20 protein-coding genes are annotated in these 20,663 nt (G+C 68.3%); 9 read left to right on the top strand and 11 right to left on the bottom strand.

Annotated features, from left to right (window positions below):
• Positions 1–15 precede the first annotated feature (15 nt).
• The gene (locus ACQ4LY_RS04865) at positions 16–642 is read right to left on the bottom strand and encodes a response regulator transcription factor (protein WP_431074903.1); all 627 of its coding nucleotides are present in this window, start codon (positions 640–642) and stop codon (positions 16–18) included.
• The gene (locus ACQ4LY_RS04860; protein WP_431074902.1) at positions 639–1,823 is read right to left on the bottom strand and encodes a sensor histidine kinase; all 1,185 of its coding nucleotides are present in this window, start codon (positions 1,821–1,823) and stop codon (positions 639–641) included. The genes ACQ4LY_RS04865 and ACQ4LY_RS04860 overlap by 4 nt, the downstream gene beginning before the upstream one ends.
• Before the next feature lie 164 nt (positions 1,824–1,987).
• Between ACQ4LY_RS04860 and ACQ4LY_RS04855 the strand changes: the two genes are divergently transcribed.
• Complete coding sequence (locus ACQ4LY_RS04855; RefSeq protein WP_431074901.1) at positions 1,988–3,058, top strand: FtsX-like permease family protein; 1,071 nt, start codon at positions 1,988–1,990, stop codon at positions 3,056–3,058.
• Complete coding sequence (locus ACQ4LY_RS04850; RefSeq protein WP_431074900.1) at positions 3,055–3,750, top strand: ABC transporter ATP-binding protein; 696 nt, start codon at positions 3,055–3,057, stop codon at positions 3,748–3,750. Before ACQ4LY_RS04855 ends, ACQ4LY_RS04850 begins: the two co-directional genes overlap by 4 nt.
• Before the next feature lie 7 nt (positions 3,751–3,757).
• Here ACQ4LY_RS04850 and ACQ4LY_RS04845 read toward each other — a convergent pair whose 3' ends face one another.
• Complete coding sequence (locus ACQ4LY_RS04845; protein WP_431074899.1) at positions 3,758–4,759, bottom strand: hypothetical protein; 1,002 nt, start codon at positions 4,757–4,759, stop codon at positions 3,758–3,760.
• Between the two features lie 8 nt (positions 4,760–4,767).
• Positions 4,768–6,597, bottom strand: coding sequence for a substrate-binding and vWA domain-containing protein (locus tag ACQ4LY_RS04840; protein ID WP_431074898.1), 1,830 nt, complete (start codon positions 6,595–6,597; stop codon positions 4,768–4,770).
• Positions 6,598–6,675: 78 nt separating this feature from the next.
• Between ACQ4LY_RS04840 and fdhD the strand changes: the two genes are divergently transcribed.
• Together fdhD and ACQ4LY_RS04830 are read left to right on the top strand one after the other, a co-directional pair.
• Positions 6,676–7,566 carry a formate dehydrogenase accessory sulfurtransferase FdhD gene (fdhD, locus tag ACQ4LY_RS04835; RefSeq protein ID WP_431074897.1) on the top strand — a complete coding sequence of 297 codons (891 nt, stop codon included), beginning with the start codon at positions 6,676–6,678 and terminating at the stop codon, positions 7,564–7,566.
• Positions 7,556–9,901 carry an FdhF/YdeP family oxidoreductase gene (locus ACQ4LY_RS04830; protein WP_431074896.1) on the top strand — a complete coding sequence of 782 codons (2,346 nt, stop codon included), beginning with the start codon at positions 7,556–7,558 and terminating at the stop codon, positions 9,899–9,901. The genes fdhD and ACQ4LY_RS04830 overlap by 11 nt, the downstream gene beginning before the upstream one ends.
• Before the next feature lie 15 nt (positions 9,902–9,916).
• Here ACQ4LY_RS04830 and ACQ4LY_RS04825 read toward each other — a convergent pair whose 3' ends face one another.
• Positions 9,917–10,366 (bottom strand): MarR family winged helix-turn-helix transcriptional regulator, encoded by a 450-nt coding sequence (locus tag ACQ4LY_RS04825; protein WP_431074895.1) that lies wholly within the window; start codon positions 10,364–10,366, stop codon positions 9,917–9,919.
• 113 nt (positions 10,367–10,479) lie between these two features.
• Between ACQ4LY_RS04825 and ACQ4LY_RS04820 the strand changes: the two genes are divergently transcribed.
• Complete coding sequence (locus ACQ4LY_RS04820; protein WP_431074893.1) at positions 10,480–11,667, top strand: MFS transporter; 1,188 nt, start codon at positions 10,480–10,482, stop codon at positions 11,665–11,667.
• A 91-nt stretch (positions 11,668–11,758) separates the two neighbouring features.
• On the top strand, positions 11,759–12,544 hold the full coding sequence (locus ACQ4LY_RS04815) for an aldo/keto reductase (protein ID WP_431075748.1): 786 nt from the start codon (positions 11,759–11,761) through the stop codon (positions 12,542–12,544).
• Positions 12,545–12,587: 43 nt separating this feature from the next.
• Here the strand turns inward: ACQ4LY_RS04815 and ACQ4LY_RS04810 are convergent, their stop codons facing one another.
• Positions 12,588–13,385 (bottom strand): shikimate 5-dehydrogenase, encoded by a 798-nt coding sequence (locus ACQ4LY_RS04810; RefSeq protein WP_431075747.1) that lies wholly within the window; start codon positions 13,383–13,385, stop codon positions 12,588–12,590.
• 583 nt (positions 13,386–13,968) lie between these two features.
• Here ACQ4LY_RS04810 and ACQ4LY_RS04805 point away from each other — a divergent pair.
• On the top strand, positions 13,969–14,175 hold the full coding sequence (locus tag ACQ4LY_RS04805; RefSeq protein WP_042540947.1) for a cold-shock protein: 207 nt from the start codon (positions 13,969–13,971) through the stop codon (positions 14,173–14,175).
• Positions 14,176–14,315: 140 nt separating this feature from the next.
• Here ACQ4LY_RS04805 and ACQ4LY_RS04800 read toward each other — a convergent pair whose 3' ends face one another.
• Complete coding sequence (locus ACQ4LY_RS04800; protein WP_431074892.1) at positions 14,316–14,981, bottom strand: HAD hydrolase-like protein; 666 nt, start codon at positions 14,979–14,981, stop codon at positions 14,316–14,318.
• Positions 14,982–15,044: 63 nt separating this feature from the next.
• Positions 15,045–15,740, bottom strand: a complete 696-nt coding sequence (gene nucS, locus ACQ4LY_RS04795) for an endonuclease NucS (RefSeq protein WP_431074891.1) — start codon at positions 15,738–15,740, stop codon at positions 15,045–15,047.
• 146 nt (positions 15,741–15,886) lie between these two features.
• On the opposite strand from nucS, the gene ACQ4LY_RS04790 reads away from it, so the two are divergent.
• The gene (locus tag ACQ4LY_RS04790) at positions 15,887–16,210 is read left to right on the top strand and encodes a response regulator (protein WP_431074890.1); all 324 of its coding nucleotides are present in this window, start codon (positions 15,887–15,889) and stop codon (positions 16,208–16,210) included.
• 1 nt (position 16,211) lies between these two features.
• On the opposite strand, the gene ACQ4LY_RS04785 is transcribed toward ACQ4LY_RS04790, so the two are convergent.
• Positions 16,212–17,462 (bottom strand): MFS transporter, encoded by a 1,251-nt coding sequence (locus ACQ4LY_RS04785; protein WP_431074889.1) that lies wholly within the window; start codon positions 17,460–17,462, stop codon positions 16,212–16,214.
• A 59-nt stretch (positions 17,463–17,521) separates the two neighbouring features.
• Between ACQ4LY_RS04785 and ACQ4LY_RS04780 the strand changes: the two genes are divergently transcribed.
• On the top strand, positions 17,522–18,583 hold the full coding sequence (locus ACQ4LY_RS04780; RefSeq protein ID WP_431074888.1) for a LacI family DNA-binding transcriptional regulator: 1,062 nt from the start codon (positions 17,522–17,524) through the stop codon (positions 18,581–18,583).
• A 31-nt stretch (positions 18,584–18,614) separates the two neighbouring features.
• Here the strand turns inward: ACQ4LY_RS04780 and ACQ4LY_RS04775 are convergent, their stop codons facing one another.
• Together ACQ4LY_RS04775 and ACQ4LY_RS04770 are read right to left on the bottom strand one after the other, a co-directional pair.
• Entirely contained in the window at positions 18,615–20,114 is a 1,500-nt protein-coding gene (locus tag ACQ4LY_RS04775; protein WP_431074887.1) for a hypothetical protein, read from the bottom strand.
• Positions 20,115–20,228: 114 nt separating this feature from the next.
• A complete protein-coding gene (locus tag ACQ4LY_RS04770) occupies positions 20,229–20,558 on the bottom strand; it encodes an L-rhamnose mutarotase (RefSeq protein WP_431074886.1) in 330 nt (109 codons plus the stop codon).
• Between the last annotated feature and the right edge of the window lie 105 nt (positions 20,559–20,663).

Here is a 20,663-nt window from a genome sequence, read left to right as displayed (position 1 = left end):
GGGATGCTCCAGGTCTCAGCGGAGGATCCCCTTCCGGCGTGCCTCCGAGACCGCGGCGGTGCGTGAGCTGACGTCGAGCTTCGAGAAGATGTGTGCGAGATGCGATTTCACGGTCGTCTCGCTGACGAAGAGCTGCTCTGCCACCTCGCTGTTCGATCGTCCGGCGCCGACGAGCTCGAGCACCTCGATCTCGCGGCTGCTGAGGCTGACGCGCGGCGCCCGCATGCGATCCAGCAGGCGGGAGGCGATCACCGGTGCGAGCGCGCTCTCTCCGGCGGCCGCCGCGCGTACGGCGGCGGTCAACTCGTGCGGCGGGGCGTCTTTCAGCAGGTAGCCGCTCGCACCGGCTTCGACAGCGCCGAGGATGTCGGCATCCGAGTCGTAGTTCGTGAGCACGAGCACGTAGGGCGGAGCTTCCAGCGCACGTATGCGTCGAGTGGCGTCCACGCCCGTGGCCTGGGAGTGGGAACCGAACTGCAGATCCATCAGCACCACGTCGGGGTTCTCGCGCTCGGCGCTGGCGACGGCCTCGTCGGGTGTCGATGCCTCGGCGACCACCTCGAGGTCCGGCTCGAGGCTGAACAGGGCCGTGAGCCCGGCACGGACGATGGGGTGGTCGTCGGCGATGACGAGGCGGATCATGCGAACTCCGTGAGCGGAAGGTCTACCGTGAGTGTCGTTCCGCGCCCCGACGCAGTGTCGATCTCGAGCCTGCCGCCCAGCTGCTGAACCCTCTCGGCGGTGGCGCGCAGACCGAAGGAATCGGACTTCTCGGCGGTCCCCGATGCAGGGAGCTCCGCATCGAATCCGGTGCCGTCATCTTCGACCGTGAAGTGGAGGCGTTCGCCGTCGACGCTGATGGTGACCGTCGCGGTTGTGGCGTGAGCGTGCTGGATGACATTGGCGATCGCACCCTGCGTGATGCGCAGCAGTGCCGTCTGCAGGTGCATGGGCAGGACGATCGTGTCGGACACCCGCACCTGCACGTCGAGCCCCTGCGTCGCCCACTGCGTGCGGGCCAGTCGACGCAGCGCCCCGCCGAGGGTCTGGTCGTCGAGCTGCGGAGGTGTCAGCTCGCGGATGAACCGTCGCGCCTCGACGAGGTTCGCGGCGGCCGTCTCGCGCGCGAGCCGGATGTGCTCGATCCCCGGGCGCGTGTCGTCGACGCGTTCCGCGGCGTGCAGGAGCATCTGGATGCTGGAGAGCCCTTGCGCGAGCGTGTCGTGGATCTCGCGGGCGAGCCGGGCGCGCTCCGCGAGGACGCCTGATTCATGCTCCCGTGCGGCGAGCTGCCCGCGGGTCGCGAGCAGCTCGGTGACCAGCGCTTCGCGCTGCTGCGCCTCTCGAGCGAGAGCCTGGTAGCCGAGGCCGATCAGGAGGGCGACGCCGGCGCCGACGAACGGACCGACGATGCCGCCGACGCTCCACCCGCCGTGGATGCCGAGTGCGTAGACCGCGATGATCGTCGCCGCGAGGATCGCGGCGGATCCTGCCCAACGCCCGAGTAGGTGCAGGAACAGGAAGAACAGCGGAAAGACGAGGTAGGCGGCATCGGCACTCACCCAGAGCAGCCCCAGCCATTCCGCCGAGAGCACTGCCAGCCAGATCAGTGAGATCAGCCGTCGCCCGGCGGAGACGCGAGTGAGGAGGATCCCCGATGCGTATGTCGCCGCGACGATCACGGCGAGGACGATCGCGGCGACGCTCGAATCCGACGGGTCGAGCACCGCACGGGCGATGACGACCCCTGTCAGGGCGAAGAAGAGAACGTGAAGACCCGTCCGCAGACCCACGAACACCGGGGTCAGAGCGGTATGCGCCATGGATCGAACTCTACGCCGCCGCACCGAGCGGTGGCATCGTCCGAAAGGACGATCGCGGCGTCCTCATCCTGGTCGCGAAAGCCCGTCCCGGTGGCCGATGACCGTGACGACGCCGACGGCGAAAGTGGAATGGTCGCCGCATCGGCGACAGGAAAGGCCACACCATGTTCGTCGCGTTACGCGATCTCCGCTTCGCCAAGGGGCGATTCATCCTCATCGGCTCCGTCGTCGCCCTCATCACCCTTCTCGTGGGGTTCCTCAGCGGCCTGACGGGAGGCCTCGCAATCCAGAACGTCTCGGGTGTGCTCGCGCTCCCTGCAGACCGCATCGTGTTCTCCGCCCCCTCAGGCGGCGATGGTGGGGCGAGCTTCGCGGACTCCGCCATCACCGAGCAGCAGGCGAAGGACTGGGCGGCGACGGCCGGTGTGAGCGAGGCGCGCCCCCTCGGCATCAGCCAGACCCGCGCCGAGACCCACGACACCCGTGCCGCGATCGCGGTGTTCGGTGTCGAGCCGGGCTTCGACGCGGGTGCGCCCTCGGGCGATGGCCAGCTGCGCCTGTCGGTGCCCGCCGCGGATGCGCTCGCCGTGAAGGTGGGAGAGCAGATCGAGATCGCCGGCGTCTCCTACGACATCGAGACGATCGAGGGGGATGCCTGGTACAGCCACACTCCGGTCGTGCAGATGACCCTGCACGACTGGCAGGCGTACTCGGCCTCCACCGGAAACCCCGACGCCTACGCCACGGTCCTCGCTGTCACGGGCGCCCCCGACTGGGATGCCGCGGATACGGCGAACGACACGACCTCGGAGACCACACTCGGGTCGCTGACGGCGCTGAGCGCCTTCCGCTCCGAGATCGGATCGCTCCTGCTCATGGTGGCCATGCTGTTCGGTATCTCGGGACTCGTCATCGGGGCCTTCTTCACCGTGTGGACCATGCAGCGCAAGGGCGATGTCGCCGTCCTCAAGGCGCTCGGCGCGAGCACGCGATCCCTGATCCGCGACGCACTGGGGCAGGCGCTGATCGTGCTGCTCGTGGGCATCGGCATCGGTCTGGGGCTCGTCACCGTGCTCGGGCTGCTCGCCGGCACCGCCCTTCCGTTCCTGCTGAGCCCCGTCACGACGATCCTTCCGGGCGGCATCATGATCGCCCTGGGCCTCGCAGGCGCCGCCTTCGCCCTGCGCTCCGTCACGTCCGCCGACCCCCTCACCGCCCTCGGGAGCAACCGATGATCCGCCTGAACGACATCACCCTGACCTTCCCCGACGGCGACTCGCGGGTGACCGCCGTCGACGGCGTCTCCCTCAGCGCCCACCCCGGAACCGTCACCGGCATCACCGGGCCCAGCGGCTCGGGCAAATCGAGTCTGCTGGCCGTCGCCGGCACCCTTCTGCGCCCGGACTCCGGTGAGATCCTCATCGACGGGAGCGACGTCACGGCTCTCAGCCCGGCCGAGGCCACGCGTCTCAGGCGGGATCGGATCGGGATCGTCTTTCAACAGCCCAACCTCATCCCCTCGCTGACTGCCCGTGAGCAGTTGAGCGTCATGAACGAGCTCGGGGCCCCGCACAGCCGGCGCCATCGCGCGAAGGCGTCCGCTCGTGCGGATGAGCTGCTCGTCGCGGTCGGCCTCGCCGATCATCGTCACAAGAGGCCGCACCAGCTCTCCGGCGGACAGCGTCAGCGCGTCAACATCGCCCGAGCACTGATGAACGATCCGAGTGTGCTCCTGGTCGATGAGCCCACCAGCGCGCTCGATCAAGAACGTGGGGCCGCGATCATCGACCTCATCCTGCGGCTCACCGACGAGCGGAACACGTCGACGCTGCTCGTGACCCACGACCTCGTGCACCTCCCGCGCATGCACGGGGTGCTGCACCTCGTCGACGGTCGTGTCGTCGACGCCGCCGTTCCGCGGCGCTGAGCGGTGACTAGTCGCCGGAGCTCTGTTTGAACTGACGCTCCCAATCGCGCAGCTCGCTGCGACCGATGAGCGAGTCGAGCGACACCTGGAACAGCAGTCCCTTGCGGGCATTGACCTGCTTGATGTTGTCGACGATCTGGGTGGTCACCGACGACAGTGCCTCACGCACCTCGCCGATGCGCTCGTCGGGGGCGTCCCACAGGTCGGGCCGGGTGAGCAGGTCGAGCAGGTACTCGCGATCGAGGGCGGCGACGAGGCGGGCGAGCTTGTCGGAGTACTCGGTTTCGGCGAGCACGCTCTGGTCCTCGCCCGCTTTGGCATCGAGGCGGATGAACAGCTGCTCGACGTGCGAGGCGAGGGCGTCGATTCCCGCGGCGGTCTCGGCAGCGACAGGGCTGCCCGGCACGGCGGCGTAGTCGGCGCCGAGCTCGCGCAGGCGGTTCACCCGCAGCCGGATGCCGGCGGGCACCGGATCCGTCGAGGCCGGTGTCGTGCGACGTCGCCGTCGCGCGATGAGACCGAAAGCCGTCACGGCGGCCGCGACGAGCACGACCCCGCCGATCACGAGCGGGATCACGGGGTTGGCGACCAAGGCGCCCTCGCCCGATGACGTCGGCGTCTCTGCGGAGATCTCCTGCACCGTTTCGACGAGCTGATCCTGCAGGCTCCCACCCGACGTCTCGTTCTCGTTCGCGATGCGCAGCGCGTCATCGCTCGGGATCGCCGAGGACGCCGCCTGCAGATCGTCGCCGATCGCGACGATCACGGTCTTCTGGCTCGCGCCCGCGGTGAGCTGATCGAGGATGTAGGTGTTGTACGGGGTGTCACGCGCAGCATCCGCAGGGAGCACGACCACCGCGATCGAGCCGTCGCCCGGGACGACGCCGGAGAGAGCGTCGGTCAGGGCTTGGCCGCCGGACACGTCGGGGTCGACGTAGATGTTCTGCCCGGATATGCCTTCGACGGCATCATCGATCCAGGGGTTGTCGGACGCTGCGAGATACGGCATCGCGACCCTCAGAAGTTGTTGATGACGGAGGCGAACACGAGGTCGATGCGCTCGGCGTTCGAGGCGTCGAAGAGCTGACCGCCCGTCACTTCGGCGATGCGCTGCAGAGCGGATGTGTCCGCGCCCTCTCCATACGCGATCGGGAATATACGCACGGGAGCATCGTCGCCGCCCTCCTTCGTGCTCTTGCCGATCTTCGCGATGAGCGAGTCGAGCGAGATGCTCGAGTCGGTGTCCTCGCCATCCGACAGCACGACGATCGCGTTGATGCGCCCTGGTTCGGCCCGCTCGCTCATCGCTTCGTAGGCGAGCAGGATCGAGTCGTAGAGAGGTGTGCCGTTGCGCTGCGCGTACCGGAGGTCGTCGAGCGACGAGTCGAGCTTCTCGCCATCCGATCCGAGGGCGCTGACATCGCGGAGCACCTGGATGCCCTCGCCCTCATCGGAGGAGATGCCGGTGGTGAACGCCCAGACGCCGATCTCATCGGTCGGGCGGAAGTGGTTCAGCGTCGACTGCGCACCCTCGATCGCCCCGTCGAGGCGCGAACGTCCGTCGCCGATCGGGTCGTCCATCGAGCCCGAGATGTCGATGAGCTCGAGCACCGACGAAGGCTTGCGCACCTGCGTCCACTGGTCGATCGCTGTCGAGATCACGTCGACCTCGGGCTTCGGCAGGGTGACGGCGGGCTGCGCCGGGTCCACACCGAACTTCGCCGTGAACAGATCGCCCAGCGGCACCGAGTCGTCGAGCGGGCGGAATCCGTAGTCGGGGAGGATCTTCTGCGCCGCCGTGGTCTGCACGAACTCGGCGAACGCCTCGCCGGCGGTGCGCTGCTCGGCGGTGACCCAGTCGGCCCCCAGCACGGTGATCGGGTTGTCGGACCACATGGATCCGCCCGCGGGATAGACGGCGACGAGCTTCGTCTTCGGCGGGGTCAGGGTCTCACCAGGCTGCACGGTGTGCGAGTCGGGGTTTCCCTGGTTGTAGTTGAGCAGCGACGTCTCCTCCAGCGCGACGGCCGAGACGTAGGCCGAGCCGTTCGAGCCGTTCTGGGTCTCGTCATAGAGCGTCGACAGCACGTTCCCCGTGGTGTCGCCGTAGTGGATGACGCACTCCTCGAACACGCGGGAGAAGTCGGCCGAGGCCTCGACGTCGGCGGAGGTGAGGCCCTCGGCCTTGCCGGTCGCCTCGTACGACTGCATGAGGATCGTAGAGAGGCCCGTGGTGGAGGTGTTCGGGTTGGTCTTCGAGATCTTGAACGCACCCCAGATGTCCTTGCCGACGCTGCCCCATCCGGCGGGGTCCTGGCAGAGGTTCTCGAGGTCCGTGATGCTGATCGGGGTGTTCGGCCAGCCGAGCGCGGTGGCCATCGGCTCGGGCATGCCGAACACGACGGGGGTGCGGGTGAACGACTTCGGCTCGCCCACGAGGCCGGCTGACGCAGCGGCGGCGACGCGGTCGGTCCAGACGGTGGATGCCGGAGACCACAGTGTCGGCCACAGCGATCTGTCGTCGCTCGGCCAGTCGTCGCCCGAGGTGAGGAAGCGCGTCGCGTTGCCCGAGGAGACGTTGGTCGGCCGCACGGTGGCGCAGGTCTCGAGCCCCTCGTGCTCGGGCGAGTCCTTGAACGCCTTGGCCAGCTCGTCGAGCATGTTGACCTTCTCCGATGAGGTCGCGACCGCGATGTGCGTGCAGCCGTCGTCGGGGAAGCCCTGTCCGCCGTCGCTCGTGGTGCCGTCCTCCCCGCCGCCGCCGGTGCAGGCGGTCAGTGCCAGGGCGACGATCGCCGCCATGGCGAGGGCGGCGGGGGTCCGTCGTGCGTTGCGGGGCGCGCTCATGCGCCTAGGCTACCCAGGTATCGCGCCCTCGATCACGGATCGGTCCGATCTCGTGATCCTCGGGGTACGCTCGCTCGTGTGGGGCGGATCACGACGCGGAGACCGATTCTGAAGCTCATCCTCGGCGAGGGTGCGAATCGTCGCGCCGACACGCTCGCCGTCGAGGAGCCGCTCGAGATCAGAGTCGCCGGTGCGCCGCTCGCGGTGACGATGCGCACTCCGGGTCATGACGTCGAGCTGGCAGCGGGTTTTCTCGTGTCCGAGGGGATCGTCGCGCAGACCTCCGACTTCCACTCCGCGATCCACTGCGGTGGCCCGGGCACCGGCGGCCAGGAGAACACCTACAACGTGCTCGACATCAGCCTCGCGCACGGAGTCGCGCTCCCTGACCCCGACGCTGCTCGGCGCTTCTATACGACCAGCTCCTGCGGGGTGTGCGGCAAGGCGAGCATCGATGCCGTGCGCACCGTGTCGCAGCATCCGATCGTCAAGGACGACATCCGGATCGAACCGGAGCAGATCGCGGCGTTCCCCGACCGGCTGCGCGCCGAGCAGGCGGCGTTCGACAAGACCGGCGGCCTGCATGCTGCCGCGCTGTTCGATGCCGACACCGGCGAGATGCTCGTGCTGCGCGAGGACGTCGGTCGGCACAATGCGGTCGACAAGGTGGTGGGCTGGGCGCTGCTGAACGACAGGCTTCCCCTGCGCCGGCAGATCCTGCAGGTGTCGGGGCGGGCGAGCTTCGAACTGGTGCAGAAGGCGGCGATGGCGGGCATCCCGCTGTTGAGTGCGGTCTCTGCTCCCTCGTCGCTTGCCGCCGATCTCGCTGACGAGTCGGGGGTGACGCTCGTCGGGTTCGTCCGAGGGCGATCCATGAACATCTACACGCACGCGCATCGGGTGCGTGTCGATGGTGACGGGGCCGGCGCGTCCGAGCCCGTCGCGGAGGGAGCCAGCCATGCTCGATAGCCAGGGAACCTCGGGTACGGCCTTCGGGCTCATGCCGGCAGAACCGCGTCAGGGCGGCTATGGCCCCCGCACCGATCGGGCCTGGTCGCGCAAGCCCTACGGTCACCCGGCCGCCGGTTGGGGTGCGGCGGTGTCGGTCGGGCGAGTGGTGCTCGACCAGCGCGAGCCGATCGCCGGTCCGCTCGCGATGCTGCAGATGAACCACCCGGTCTCGGGCTACGACTGCCCCGGTTGCGCGTGGCCCGACGATCTCGGCAACCTCAAGCTCGACATCTGCGAGAACGGCATCAAGCATGTGACGTGGGAGATGACCCGCAAGCGCGTCGACCGTCGTTTCTTCGCCGAGCATACGGTCACCGAGCTCGCCGCCTGGCCCGATTTCGACCTCGAGGATCAGGGTCGTCTGACCGAGCCGATGACCTACGATGCGGCCACCGATCACTATGTGCCCATCTCGTGGGACGACGCGTTCGCCCTGGTCGGTGACGAGCTGCAGAGCCTCGACAGCCCCGACGAGGCGGCCTTCTACACGTCGGGTCGACTCAGCAACGAGGCCACGTTCCTCTACCAGCTGATGGTGCGGGAATACGGCACGAACAACCTGCCCGACTGCTCGAACATGTGTCACGAGGCCTCGGGTCGGGCGCTCAAGGCGTCGATCGCCACGGGCAAGGGCACGGTCGACATGAACGACTGGGACGACTGCGACGCCCTCTTCGTGCTCGGCGTGAACGCGGCATCCAACGCTCCGCGCATGCTCACGGCACTCGCCGATGCGGTGAAGCGCGGCGCCCAGGTGGTGCACGTCAATCCACTCGTCGAGGCCGGCGCCACCCGCACGATCGTGCCGCACGACTTCGTCGACATGGCGCGCTTCAAGGCGACGGGCACGAGCACCATGAACCTGCAGGTGCGCCCCGGGGGCGACCTCGCACTGATCCGCGGCATGTCGAAGGTGGTGTTCGAGGCCGCTGAGGATGACCCGTCGGTGCTCGACAGCGAGTTCCTCGGTGCCCTGACCCAGGGCGCGGAGGAGTATCGCGGGCTGGTCGAGGCGACGCCGTGGGCAGACCTGGTCACGCAGTCGGGGCTGACGGAGGAGCAGATCCGGGCAGCCGCCGCCGTGTACCTCACGGCGGAGCGCACGATCATCAGCTGGTGCCTCGGCGTCAGCCAGCACGAGCACGGCGTCGACACCGTGCGCGAGATCGTCAACCTGCTGCTTCTGCGGGGCAACATCGGCCGCCAGGGTGCGGGACCCTCACCGATCCGCGGCCACAGCAATGTGCAGGGCAACCGCACCTGCGGCATCGACCACCGGCCGACGGATGCCTGGCTCGATCGCCTCGCCGACGTCTGCCGCATCGATCCGCCGCGGCACCCGGGTCTCGACACCGTCCGCACCATCGAGGCGATGCACGACGAACGGGTCAAGGTGTTCGTCGGCATGGGCGGCAACTTCGTACTGGCGGCCCCGGACACCCCGTTCACCGCGCAGGGGCTCGAGAAGTGCCGACTCACGGTGCAGGTGAGCACGAAGCTCAACCGCAGCCACCTCGTGCACGGCGAGAAGGCGCTGATCCTGCCCTGTCTCGGCCGCACCGAGCGCGACCAGCAGTCGCAGGGTCCGCAGGGCGTCACGGTCGAGGATGCGATGAGCATGGTGCACCTCTCTATGGGGCGCAAGCAGCCGGCATCGGCCTACCTGAAGTCGGAGCCGGCGATCATCGCGGGGATCGCGAAGGCCACCTTGCCGCACACGGCCACCCCGTGGGACTGGTACATCGGCGACTACGGCAACATCCGCGACGTGATGGCGAAGGTGCTGCCGGGCTTCGAGGGATTCAACGATCTCATCCGCGACAAGCACGGCTTCCGCATCCCACAGCCCGCCAGGGAACGCGTGTTCGAGACGCCGTCGGGTCGTGCGGAGTTCTCGCTCGCGCCGCTGCCGGACGTCATCCCCGAGTCCGCCGAGACCCTGGTGCTGCAGACAGTGCGCTCGCACGACCAGTGGAACACCACGATCTACTCGAACGACGATCGCTATCGCGGGGTGAAGAACCTCCGTGAGCTCGTCTTCCTGCACGAGGACGACATGCGCGACCGCGGGCTCGTCGAGGGCGACCTCGTCGACATCGTGTCGACGTCAAAGGACGGCTCGACCCGGATGCTCAGGGCGTTCCGCGCCGTGGCGTACGACCTTCCGCGCGGCAGCGCCGCCGGCTACATGCCCGAGATGAACGTGCTGATCGGCCGCAAGGACTTCAGTGTGCAGAGCGACCAGCCGCTGATGAAGAGCATCCAGGTCACCGTGGCACGAGCGGGCTCCTGACCCGATCGCCGGCGACTAGGCGTCGACCGTCGAACCCTGCAGAGCGTGCACGACCGGCGCGAGCTCGGGCTGGGTCACCGCATCGCTGAGCGCGCGTTCGAGGGTGTCGTCATGGATCGGGTGCGCCTGCTCGTACAGCGACAGGCCGGCAGGGGTGAGCTCGGTGTAGATGCCTCGACGGTCGTCGGCGCAGAGGATACGGGTGAGCAGCCCCCGGTCTTCGAGACGTGTCACGAGCCGCGTGGTCGCGCTCGGACTCAGGGCCGTTGCGCGGGCGAGCTGCTGCATCCGCATGTGCCAGCCGTCCTGCCTGCTGAGCGCGTCGAGCACCGTGTACTCGACGACGGAGAGTCCCACCGATGCGCCGAGCGCCTTCTCGAGGTCGGCCTCGATGATGCCGTGCAGAGCGGCGAGCGTGCGCCAGCCCCGCGCCCGGATCTCGACAGCGTCGTCTGAGATGCCCACAGTGACCTCCGAAGTAGTTGCTTGCGCGGGATACTTGCGTGTGCAATGATTATCCCTCGGACGCAATATCCCGCGTCTGCAACTACTTTAGCAGAGGACTTCGGAGCGCACCCATGCCACTCGGACTCATCGCACTCGCCATCGGCGCCTTCGGGATCGGACTCACCGAGTTCGTGATCATGGGCCTTCTTCCCGAGGTCGCCACCGACTTCGGCGTCACAGAGGCCACGGCCGGCTGGCTCATCTCGGGCTACGCGCTGAGCGTGGTCGTCGGCGCTCTCGGCCTCACCGCCGCCACGACTCGGCTCCCGCGCAAGCCCGTGCTGCTCGGACTCGTCGTGCTGTTCATCGCGGGCAACGCCCTCACCGCGCTCGCCCCGGACTACACGACCGCCATGATCGGCCGCATCATCGCCGCCCTGTGCCACGGCGCGTTCTTCGGCATCGGCTCGGTGGTCGCCGCCGAGCTCGTCGCTCCCGAGAAGAAAGCGCGGGCGATCGCGATCATGTTCACCGGCCTCACGGCCGCCAACGTGTTCGGCGTTCCCTTCGGCACGTTCCTCGGCCAGCAGTTCGGCTGGCGCTCGACCTTCTGGGTGATCTCGGCCATCGGCGTGGCCGCGTTCGCGGGCATCGCGCTCCTCGTCACGGCCCCGAAGGTCACCGGTCAGCAGGTCAGCCTTCGGAGCGAGCTCCGTGCCTTCCGCTCAGGCCAGGTCTGGCTCTCGCTCGTCGTCACCGCACTCGCGTTCGGCGGCATGTTCGGCGCCTTCACCTACATCGCGTACACGCTCACGGGTGTCACGGGCTTCGCGGACACCACGGTTCCGTGGCTGCTCGTGCTCTTCGGCGTGGGGCTCGTGGCCGGCAATTGGATCGGCGGACGACTGGCCGACCGCTCGATCGACCGCACCCTCCTGATCTTCATCGCAGCCCTCGTCGTGGTGCTCGTGCTGTTCGGCTTCTTCGCGTGGTCGCAGCCCCTCACGATCGGGATCCTCGTGCTGATGGGCGCCTTCGGCTTCGGCACGGTGCCTGGGCTGCAGAGCCGCATCATGCACTACGCCGGCGGAGCCCCGACCCTCGCGTCGGGCGCGAACATCGGTGCGTTCAACGTCGGAAACGCACTCGGCGCCTGGGCCGGCGGTCTCGGCATCGCCGCGGGACTCGGCTACACGTCCCCCATCTGGATCGGCGCCGCGATCACGGCAGCAGCTCTCGTCGTCATGGTGATCGCGGCCGTCACCGCACGTCGGCCCGCGCCGGCACCCACGGGTGCACTGCAGACCGTCGCCGTCTGACGTCCAGGCCCCGAACCGCCCATAGAACAAGAAGGACACAGCAGTGAGCACTCACACCATCCCCACCGTCACCCTGAACAACGGCATCGAGATGCCGCAGCTCGGCTACGGCGTGTTCCAGGTGCCGGATGCCGAGACGACGGCCGCCGTCGCCGCGGCCCTCGAATCCGGATACCGCAGCATCGACACCGCGGCGATCTACGGCAACGAGGCGGGCGTCGGCCGCGCGCTCGGCGAATCGGGCATCGACCGGAGCGATCTCTTCGTGACCTCCAAGGTCTGGATCGCCGACCACGGCTACGACGCCGCACTCCGCGCGTATGACGAGTCGCTCGACCGCCTCGGCCTCGACCACCTCGACCTGTACCTGATCCATTGGCCCACGCCCGCGCTCGGAACGTACGCCGAGACGTGGCGGGCTCTCGAGAAGCTCTACGCCGACGGGCGCGTGCGCGCGATCGGGGTGTCGAACTTCGAGCCGCAGCACCTTGAGCGGATCGCCTCCGACGGCGGAATCGTGCCCGCCGTGAACCAGGTCGAGCTGCACCCGGCGCTGCAGAACCGCGCCGTCGCCGCGGCGAACACCGACCGGGGCATCGTGACCGAGGCCTGGAGCCCGCTCGCGCAGGGCGCCGTGCTCGGTGACGCCTCCGTGGTCGATATCGCCGACCGTCACGGCAAGACTCCCGCACAGGTGGTGCTGCGCTGGCATCTGCAGCAGGGGCGCATCGTGATCCCGAAGTCGGTGACGCCGGCGCGCATCGCGCAGAACCTCGATGTGTTCGACTTCGTGCTCGACGCGGAGGAGCTCGCGACGATCGACGCCCTCGAGCGTGACGGTCGTACCGGACCGCACCCGGCCGAGTTCAACGGCTGAGCCGAGCGGCCACTGACGGGATGGGGTCATGCGGGCGCGGTGCCTACTGCGCCCGCACGAACTCCTCGGCGGCGGCGACCTGCTCGGGTGTCGGGCGGATGCCGGTGTAGAGCACGAACTGCTCGAGCGCCTGCAGGGTCGCGACCTCGGCTCCCGTGATGACGGTCTTGTCAGCCGCGCGCCCCGCCGCGATGAGCGGGGTCTCGGCCGGAAGCGCCACGACGTCGAACACGACGGATGCCGCCGCGATCTGCGCGTCCGCGAACGACACGGTGTGCTCGTCTGCGCCGCCGGCCATGCCGATCGGGGTGATGTTGACGATCACGTCGGCGGTGACGGCCTCTGCATCCGCCGTCCAGTCGAACCCGTAGAGGTCGGCGAGCCCGCGACCGCGCTCTTCGTTGCGCGCCGCGATCGTGACCCGCGAGAACCCGGCGTCGCGGAAGGCGGCGGCTGTGGCCTTCGCCATGCCTCCGGAACCGCGCAGGAGCACGGATGACGACGGATCGAGCGTGTTCCGCTCGATCAGCTGGGCGATGGCGCTGTAGTCGGTGTTATAGGCCGTGAGCACGCCGTCGTCGTTCACGATCGTGTTGACCGAGTCGATCGCCGTCGCCGACGGGTCCATGCGGTCGACGAGTGCGATGACGTCCTCTTTGTAGGGCATCGAGACCGCGCATCCTCGGATGCCGAGACCGCGCACGCCGGCGATCGCCTGGCCGAGGTCGGTCGGTGCGAAAGCTTTGTAGATCCAGTTCAGCCCGAGCTCCTCGTAGAGGAAGTTGTGGAAGCGGGTTCCGTTGTTGCTCGGACGCGCGGACAGCGAGATGCACAGCGTCATGTCTTTGTTCAGCATGGTCACCGACTCAGGGTACTCGCGGAGTCTGCATGCGATGGTGCCGAGGTGCCTTCACCGATATCGCCCGCGGTCAACCCCATGGCGTCACGGAGCAGGCTCCCCTAGTGTGAAGGTGCGTGCACAGGGGATTGATCGTCTCCGTCCACCCCAGATGACGGGCTGCCTTCCCCAGAGGCAAGGCGATCCGTGCACGCGATTGGGCCCTCTCGAGCGGTTCCGTCCCCAACGGGCTGCTCGAGAGGGCCGCTGATCGCCCGTCTTTCGACTTTTTTCCGATTTGTCCCCCATATGGGGGACAAATGGGTGCCGGAGGGGTTAGGCTGGAATCTGACGCACCCTCCGGTCGTCTTCGGCCCTCATCGCTCCCCCCGCGGTGAGGGCCACACCATTTTTTCGGGCCCCTCTCGATGCAGAGACGCGTGCCCCGTGTGTGACCGACGGTTACCGCTCATGCAACATTTGGGTTACGGGCTGACCTCGGGACTTCCGCTCAGCGCGTGCTCCACTAGCGTGGAGCACGTCGGGGCATCCTGCGTCGGCTTCTTTCCAGCAGAACAGGCAGTACATGAGCACCCAGGGCACGGTTAAGTGGTTCAACTCGGAGAAGGGCTTCGGCTTCATCTCCCCCGACGACGGCGGCGCTGACGTTTTCGCGCACTACTCCGCCATCGAGTCATCCGGCTACCGCTCTCTTGAAGAGAACCAGCGAGTCGAGTTCGACGTGGCGCAGGGCCCCAAGGGCCTGCAGGCTGAGAACATCCGTCCGCTCTGAGAGCGGACGTCAATAGAACTCCCTGACCGGGGGCCCGCACTCGTTGCGACCTCCGGCAGGGAGTTCTGTGCTTTCCGGGGGCCGGCCTCGGTGGTGACGCCGCGATTCTCCTCCCGAGGGGCGGGCCCGCCGGCCGACGGTCAGCTGAGAAGCAATGCGCGCAGTTCGTCGGCGGATGCGGCGCGGAACGCTGCCTCGTCTCCTTCGTGCGTGTCGCTGAAGCCCCATTCGACGAAGATCACCGGCAGGCCGTTCGCGTTGCCGCCCTCGACGTCGTGGTGACGGTCGCCGATGAGCACCGGTCGCGACACGTCCGCACCGCGCTCGGCGAGACGGCGCAGGGCCTCGGCCACGATGTCAGTCTTCGATGCGAGCGTCGACTCGTCGGGAGTCGCACCGACGGTCGTGAGGAAGTACGGACGGAGCTGGAAGAAGTCGACGATGGCGTCGACCTGGATCTCGGGCTTCGAGCTCGCGGTCGCCTGGGGCACCCCGGCGGTGTGCAGATCGCGGATGATCTCGGGCACTCCGGGGTAGGTCGCGACATCGGTCGTATAGCCGTCGGCCTTGCCGAGTGTCCGGTAGAACGCCACCGCCTCGGTCGCCTGCTCAGGGCTCATCGCTGCCTGCGCCTGGAACGACTGGAACATCGGCGGACCGATCCAGTGCACCAGCTGCTCGCGCGTGGGAGCAGGGTGACCGAAGTGCGTGAGGGCGACGTTCAGACGGCGGAGGATGCCGACCGATGCGTCGGCGATCGTGCCGTCGACGTCCCAGAGCACGCAGGAGTAGGGGGAAGTAGCCATGCTTTCCAGCCTATGGGCAGTGCACGGTGCGACTGACCGCGATGAACATCTGTGCAGCTCGCCTCAGAAGAGGCGGGGGATGCCGGACTCGATGCCCTTCATGTCGTCGTAGTCGAGCACGAGGCAGCGGATGCCGCGATCCTCGGCGAGCACACGTGCCTGCGGCTTGATCTCCTGCGCGGCGAACACGCCCTGCACCGGGGCGAGATGCGGGTCGCGACCCAGCAGCTCGAGGTAGCGGGTGAGCTGCTCGACGCCGTCGATGTCGCCACGGCGCTTGATCTCGACCGCGATGGCCGCGCCGTCGGCATCCCGCACGAGGAGGTCGACCGGGCCGATCGCCGTCGGGTACTCGCGGCGCACCAGCGTCGCGCCGTCGGAGATGCGCTCGACCTGTTCGGCGAGAAGCCGCTGCAGGTCGGCTTCGACGCCGTCCTTCTGCAGGCCGGGGTCGATGCCGAGGTCGTGATTGGTGTCGTGCAGGATCTCGTAGATCTGCACCCGCAGCGCATCGCCGGTCTTCTTGTGCGTGACGCGCCAGACCTCGGTGACCCCCGCGATCGACTCCTCTTCACCGGGCTCCTCGGACGCGAGCGAGCACGGCGGGCTCATCCAGTTCAGCGGCTTGTAGCTGCCGCCGTCGGAGTGCACGAGCAGACTCCCGTCGCCCTTGTGCACGAGCAGACGTGTGGCGAGCGGGAGATGAGCATTGAGCCGCCCGGTGTAATCCACGGAGCAGCGGGCGATGACGAGACGCACCCGTCGAGCCTACTTCGTCGGGCGGACTCCTTCTGCGGACATGAGCATCAGCGCCGGAGTTTCCACATGTGCGGCGGATCGAGTCCCGCGTCGAATCCATCGGACTGGATCCCGACATTCTGGACGGACAGGTCAAGGATGAGGAGATGACGGTGTCGATAGAGCTGGTGACCATGATCGTGACCGTCGCGACCACACTGCTGGGGCTTGCCGCAGGCTTCGGGTGGATGATCACGCGCACGGACGCGCGGTTCGAGAGGTTCGAGCAGCGGATGGACGCGCGGTTCGAGAAGTTCGAGCAGCGGATGGACGCGCGGTTCGAGAAGGTGGGCGTTGAGTTCGATCGTGTCGACGCGCGATTCGATCGGCTGGAGGGTGAGGTGAAGGGGTTGAGGTCCGAGCTCGGAGAGGTGAAGATCGCCATCGCCCGACTCGAAGGCCCGGCGCCGCGTCTCCTAATCTCGCGTTGAGCTACGAGGCTGACTTCACCGAGACGGGCGGCGTCGACATCTCGTCTTGGCGCAGCGGGCGGGCGGCACCCGAGAACAGACCCGAGAGCACGACGAGGCCGACCAGGATGAACAGGGTGTTCAGCAGGCCGATGTGCTCGCTGATGAAGCCGAGCACCGGAGGGCCGCCCAGGAACGAGATGTAGCCGATCGTCGCCGCAGCGCTCACGCGTGCGGCCGCCTTGGCGGGGTCGTCCGCCGCCGCGGACATGCCGAGAGGGAAACCGAGCGATGCGCCGATGCCCCACAGTGCCGCACCCGCGAAGACCAGCGGGAGGCTCGGGGCGAGGATGAACAGCAGGATGCCGGACGCCGCCGCCACTGCCAGGATGCGCAGCACCGCCACGCGGCCGAAACGGTCCACGAGGGGCCCTCCGAACACGCGGACGACGGTCATCGCGACCGAGAAGGTGGCGAGGGCGGCAGCGCCGAGAGCTGTTCCGCCACCGTGGTCCTCGGCGACTCCGAGCGCGAGCCAGTCGTTGGCGCCGCCCTCGGCGAAGGACATGCCGAGCATCACCACGCCGATCGCGTACGTGCGCGGTTCACGCCAGGCCGACAGCGCGACATGCATCCGCTCGCGCCAGTGCGGCTTCTCGCCGTCTCCTTCGCTCGGATCGAGCGCCTCCTGGCGTCGGGGGACGCTGGCGATGCTGACGACGCCGATCGCTGCGATCAGCGCAGCGATGACCAGGGTGTGCGTGAAGACGTTGATCTGCAGCTGTGCTGCGAGGGCTCCGAGGCCGGCACCGATGACCGTGCCGAAGCTGAAGAACGCGTGGAAGAGCGGGAGGATCGTCTTGCCCGAGTGCTGCTCGATCGCCGTGGCCTCGACGTTCATCATGACGTCGACGCACCCGTTGCCGAGGCCGAACAGCACCAGGCCGATGAGCACGACGGCGTACGAGCCGAGCACGTTGGCGCCGATGCCGATCAGTGCGACACCGGAGGCGAAGGTGAAGATCGACACCATCATGCCGAGGCGCGCGCCGGTGCGCGCCATGATCGCGGGGCTGGTGGAGATTCCGATGATCGACGCGATCCCCGCGCCGAGCAGCAGCATGCCGACCTGCGCCTTGTCGACCTCGAGGGCGAGCTTGATGTCGGGGACACGCGATGCCCAGGTGGCGATCGACAGACCGCTGGCGAGGAAGATCGCGAAGATCGCCGTGCGCCAGCGCACGTACTGCGATCGGGAGAGAGCCGTGTCCATGATCGACAGCATATCGAATCGATTCGATTCTGAGGAACCGGGGGAGCTATCCTCGGAGTATGACGAGTCACGAGACCACGCGCCGCGCGACGATCGCCGACGTCGCACGCGCGGCGGGAGTGGCGACGTCGACCGCGTCGGTCGTCTTCAGCGGCAAGGCGAACGTCGCACCGGCCACACGTGAGCGGGTGCTCGCGGTCGCGGCCGAACTCGGCTATGCCGGACCCGACCCGCGCGCCGCCTCGCTGCGCCGCGGGCGCAGCGGCATCGTCGCCGTGGTGCTCGAGGGCCACCTGCGGGCGGCCTTCCTCGATCCGGTGACCACCGCGATGATGGACGGCCTCACCGATGGGATGGCCGACCTCAGCGCGGGCATCCTGCTCATGCGCGACGAGCCCGGCGACGACGGATCGTCGCTCTCGAACGCACCGGTCGACGCGGTCGTGCTGATCGGATGCTCCGGCCGCACCAAGGCCTCGCTCGACATCGTGCGCAGCCGTGGTCTTCCGGTCGTCGTGATCGAGGGCGATGCGGGGGAGGGGATCCCGAGGATCACCCTCGACAACGCCGCAGCGGCCGCCGACGTCGCCCGTCATCTGCGCGACCTGGGGCACCGCGACGTCGCCCTCGTCACGCTTCCCCTCGACACCGGACGGGAGAGAGGGCCTGTCACGCAGGAGCGCATCGACTCCGCGACCGTCGACGTCACGATCGATCGCCTCGCCGGCATGCGCGAGATCTTCCCGGACGCACCGGCCATCTCGGCCGGCGGAAGCCTGATCGATGAGGGACTTCTCGCCGGCCGCATCCTGCTGGCGGATGCCGAGTCGCGGCCGACGGCCATCCTGGCTCAGAGCGACCTCCTCGCGGTCGGGATCGTCCGCGCGGCGGAGGAACACGGACTGCGGGTGCCCGAAGATCTGTCGGTGGCGGGATTCGACGGCATCGCCGCCGACGGCCTCGGCGATCTCGTGCTCACCACCAGCGTGCAGCCCGCTGTCGAGAAGGGGCGTGCGGCAGGCGAGCAGGTCGCCCGGATGCTGCGTGGCGAGCCCGGACTCACGCTGCACCTCACGTGTCGGTTCCGCGAGGGCACGACCACCGCGCGGCCGTCGCGCTGATCCACGGGTATCCGGCCACGGCGGCCTCCGATCAGGAGCGCTGCGGGCCGAGCGGAAGAGTGTCCGCGCCGAAGTCGAGGATGGAGTAGCGACCGCAGTCGACGACCTCGTCGGGGGTGATCGTTCGAGGGAGATCCCAGGGCACGGTCTGGGTGTCTTCGACGAGGAACGAGACCTCACCGGCCTCGAAGTCGGTGCGATTCACCAGCCACGCGTAGCCGTTGAGCTGATGATCGACCTGCACCAGCTGTGAGGGATCGTCCAGGTGCAGCTTCGGCAGCCGCACGGTCCAGAACTGTCCGGCACCGGTGCGTCCCGACTCATCGATCCAGTCCGTGACGCAGGCGAGGTCGGCGTCTGGCGCCTGCGCGGCATCCGCGAGCCGAGGGATGCTCAGGCCACCGCCGATCAGGAGCAGCACACCGGCGATCGCCGCGCCCGTCCGCCGCAGGCCTGCGGGCAGACGGAGCACACGAGGGCACGCGACCACTGCGAGCACGGGGGCGAAGGCGACGGGCTGCAGGTAGCGGGCCGCGTGCGTTCCGAGCGCGATCGCTCCGATGACCACCACCAGCGGCATCGCCCAGGCCAGAGTCGCGACCAGACGGGACCCGGGATCGGTCGCACGAACGGATCGGAGAACAGCGAGCGCGATCAGAGCCAGGGAGACCAGCAGCGCGAACACCCCGAGCGGAGTCTGCAGGCGATCGCCGAGAAGCTGGCCGTAGTAGTCGAGGGATTCGCGCCAGAGAGCGGGCTGAGCGTAACCGGCACCCGTGTTCGCGATCCATGCCGCACACGGCATACGTGCCAGGAGGCCCAACGCGGTGCCTCCCGCGACGACAGCGAGCATGATCAGTGCGCGAGTGCGCTGCGCCGGGTCGAGCGCATAGGCGACGAGCAGGATGCCCAGGGGAACCACGGTCCAGAGCGCGAAGAGCGGGTTGGAGAAGGTCGAGATGAGAGTGACGACCACGAGACTCGAGAGAAGAGGAACACTGCGCCGTTCCCGATCGAGAAGACGACGGACGATGCCGACGGTGAGCACGGCAGCGACGACCGTCGCGGAGTAGTACGTCGTGGTCAGCTGCAGTGACCCGAGGTCGAGGGAATCGCGCGACGCCGACGTCTCGGTCGCCGCGAGCACGCCGAACACCGAGATGGCGACGAGCGACCACCCCACCGGGGCCCAGCCGTCACGAGTGCGTCCGGCGACCAGGCGAAGGGCTCCGTAGAGCGCGAGCAGGTTCAACACCGCACTCACGGCGAGCAGATCGTTCACGCCGAGGGGCAGCGCTGCGTCGAGCGCGGTGAATGACGCGGACTCCGGCACGAACAGCACGCTCGACATGGCCCAGTCGAGGTCGTCGCCCGCGAGCAGCGACTGGGAGAACATCGCGACGATCAACGAGTCGCCGTCGCGGAACAGCAGATCCGCGCGGGCTGACGATGCGACCGTCGCTGCGGCGATCAGCGACACGGCGGTGGCGGCCAGCCACCCCGTCAGCTCCCGCACCCATGCCCGTGCCACGGAGCTACTCTGCCACGGCCCGCGCACGTTCGAATCGCGCAAATGGCGGCATCCGGATTCGATTCACGACCATTTGCGCGATTCGAACGGTTCGGTGAGCCGGTCGGCCGAGGTTCAGGAGGAGGCCTGAGCCCTGAGATCCCAGATCTGCTCGAGTGGGGCCGTGCCCTCGCCTCCGTCCGCGTCGCGGAACACCTCGACGAACCGGCCGATGTCGGCCTGCCAGGCGTGGTCAGCCGGGTCGTCCTTCAGCGCCGCGACCGCTGCCTCCCAGTCGTCGCAGTCGACGAGGTGGAACAGTCGGTGGCCCGACCGCCAGATCGTCCAGTCGTGGATGCCTATGCGAGCGAACGACTGCGCGAGAGCATCCGGGATGCGCGCGTGGTTCGTGCGGTAGCCGTCGATCGCGCCGTCGCGGATCTCGGAGTGCAGGGCGATGCGCATGGAGAGGCCTCTCGTCATTCCCGGGGGCGGAAGGGGACCGCGACGGTGCCGCGGCATCCGCCACTTCGACCAGGATCCCACCGTCGAGGACGCGCAGCAGTCGGC

Origin of the sequence: Microbacterium phyllosphaerae, from assembly GCF_050628115.1 — a bacterium.
GTDB lineage: Bacteria > Actinomycetota > Actinomycetes > Actinomycetales > Microbacteriaceae > Microbacterium > Microbacterium phyllosphaerae_A.
The sequence above is the reverse complement of the archived record's forward strand: the minus strand, read 5'-3'. Positions and strand labels throughout refer to the sequence as shown.

Bases quoted from the DNA above. Each gene is read 5' to 3' on its own strand.
- ACQ4LY_RS04840 (WP_431074898.1), bottom strand. From the start codon at position 6,597: ATGAGCGCGCCCCGCAACGCACGACGGACCCCCGCCGCCCTCGCCATG.
- ACQ4LY_RS04850 (WP_431074900.1), top strand. From the start codon at position 3,055: ATGATCCGCCTGAACGACATCACCCTGACCTTCCCCGACGGCGACTCG.
- ACQ4LY_RS04830 (WP_431074896.1), top strand. From the start codon at position 7,556: ATGCTCGATAGCCAGGGAACCTCGGGTACGGCCTTCGGGCTCATGCCG.
- ACQ4LY_RS04770 (WP_431074886.1), bottom strand. From the start codon at position 20,558: ATGCGCATCGCCCTGCACTCCGAGATCCGCGACGGCGCGATCGACGGC.
- ACQ4LY_RS04860 (WP_431074902.1), bottom strand. From the start codon at position 1,823: ATGGCGCATACCGCTCTGACCCCGGTGTTCGTGGGTCTGCGGACGGGT.
- ACQ4LY_RS04785 (WP_431074889.1), bottom strand. From the start codon at position 17,462: ATGGACACGGCTCTCTCCCGATCGCAGTACGTGCGCTGGCGCACGGCG.
- ACQ4LY_RS04865 (WP_431074903.1), bottom strand. From the start codon at position 642: ATGATCCGCCTCGTCATCGCCGACGACCACCCCATCGTCCGTGCCGGG.
- ACQ4LY_RS04845 (WP_431074899.1), bottom strand. From the start codon at position 4,759: ATGCCGTATCTCGCAGCGTCCGACAACCCCTGGATCGATGATGCCGTC.
- ACQ4LY_RS04790 (WP_431074890.1), top strand. From the start codon at position 15,887: ATGACGGTGTCGATAGAGCTGGTGACCATGATCGTGACCGTCGCGACC.
- ACQ4LY_RS04800 (WP_431074892.1), bottom strand. From the start codon at position 14,981: ATGGCTACTTCCCCCTACTCCTGCGTGCTCTGGGACGTCGACGGCACG.
- ACQ4LY_RS04780 (WP_431074888.1), top strand. From the start codon at position 17,522: ATGACGAGTCACGAGACCACGCGCCGCGCGACGATCGCCGACGTCGCA.
- ACQ4LY_RS04820 (WP_431074893.1), top strand. From the start codon at position 10,480: ATGCCACTCGGACTCATCGCACTCGCCATCGGCGCCTTCGGGATCGGA.
- ACQ4LY_RS04810 (WP_431075747.1), bottom strand. From the start codon at position 13,385: ATGACGCTGTGCATCTCGCTGTCCGCGCGTCCGAGCAACAACGGAACC.
- ACQ4LY_RS04805 (WP_042540947.1), top strand. From the start codon at position 13,969: ATGAGCACCCAGGGCACGGTTAAGTGGTTCAACTCGGAGAAGGGCTTC.
- ACQ4LY_RS04855 (WP_431074901.1), top strand. From the start codon at position 1,988: ATGTTCGTCGCGTTACGCGATCTCCGCTTCGCCAAGGGGCGATTCATC.
- ACQ4LY_RS04815 (WP_431075748.1), top strand. From the start codon at position 11,759: ATGCCGCAGCTCGGCTACGGCGTGTTCCAGGTGCCGGATGCCGAGACG.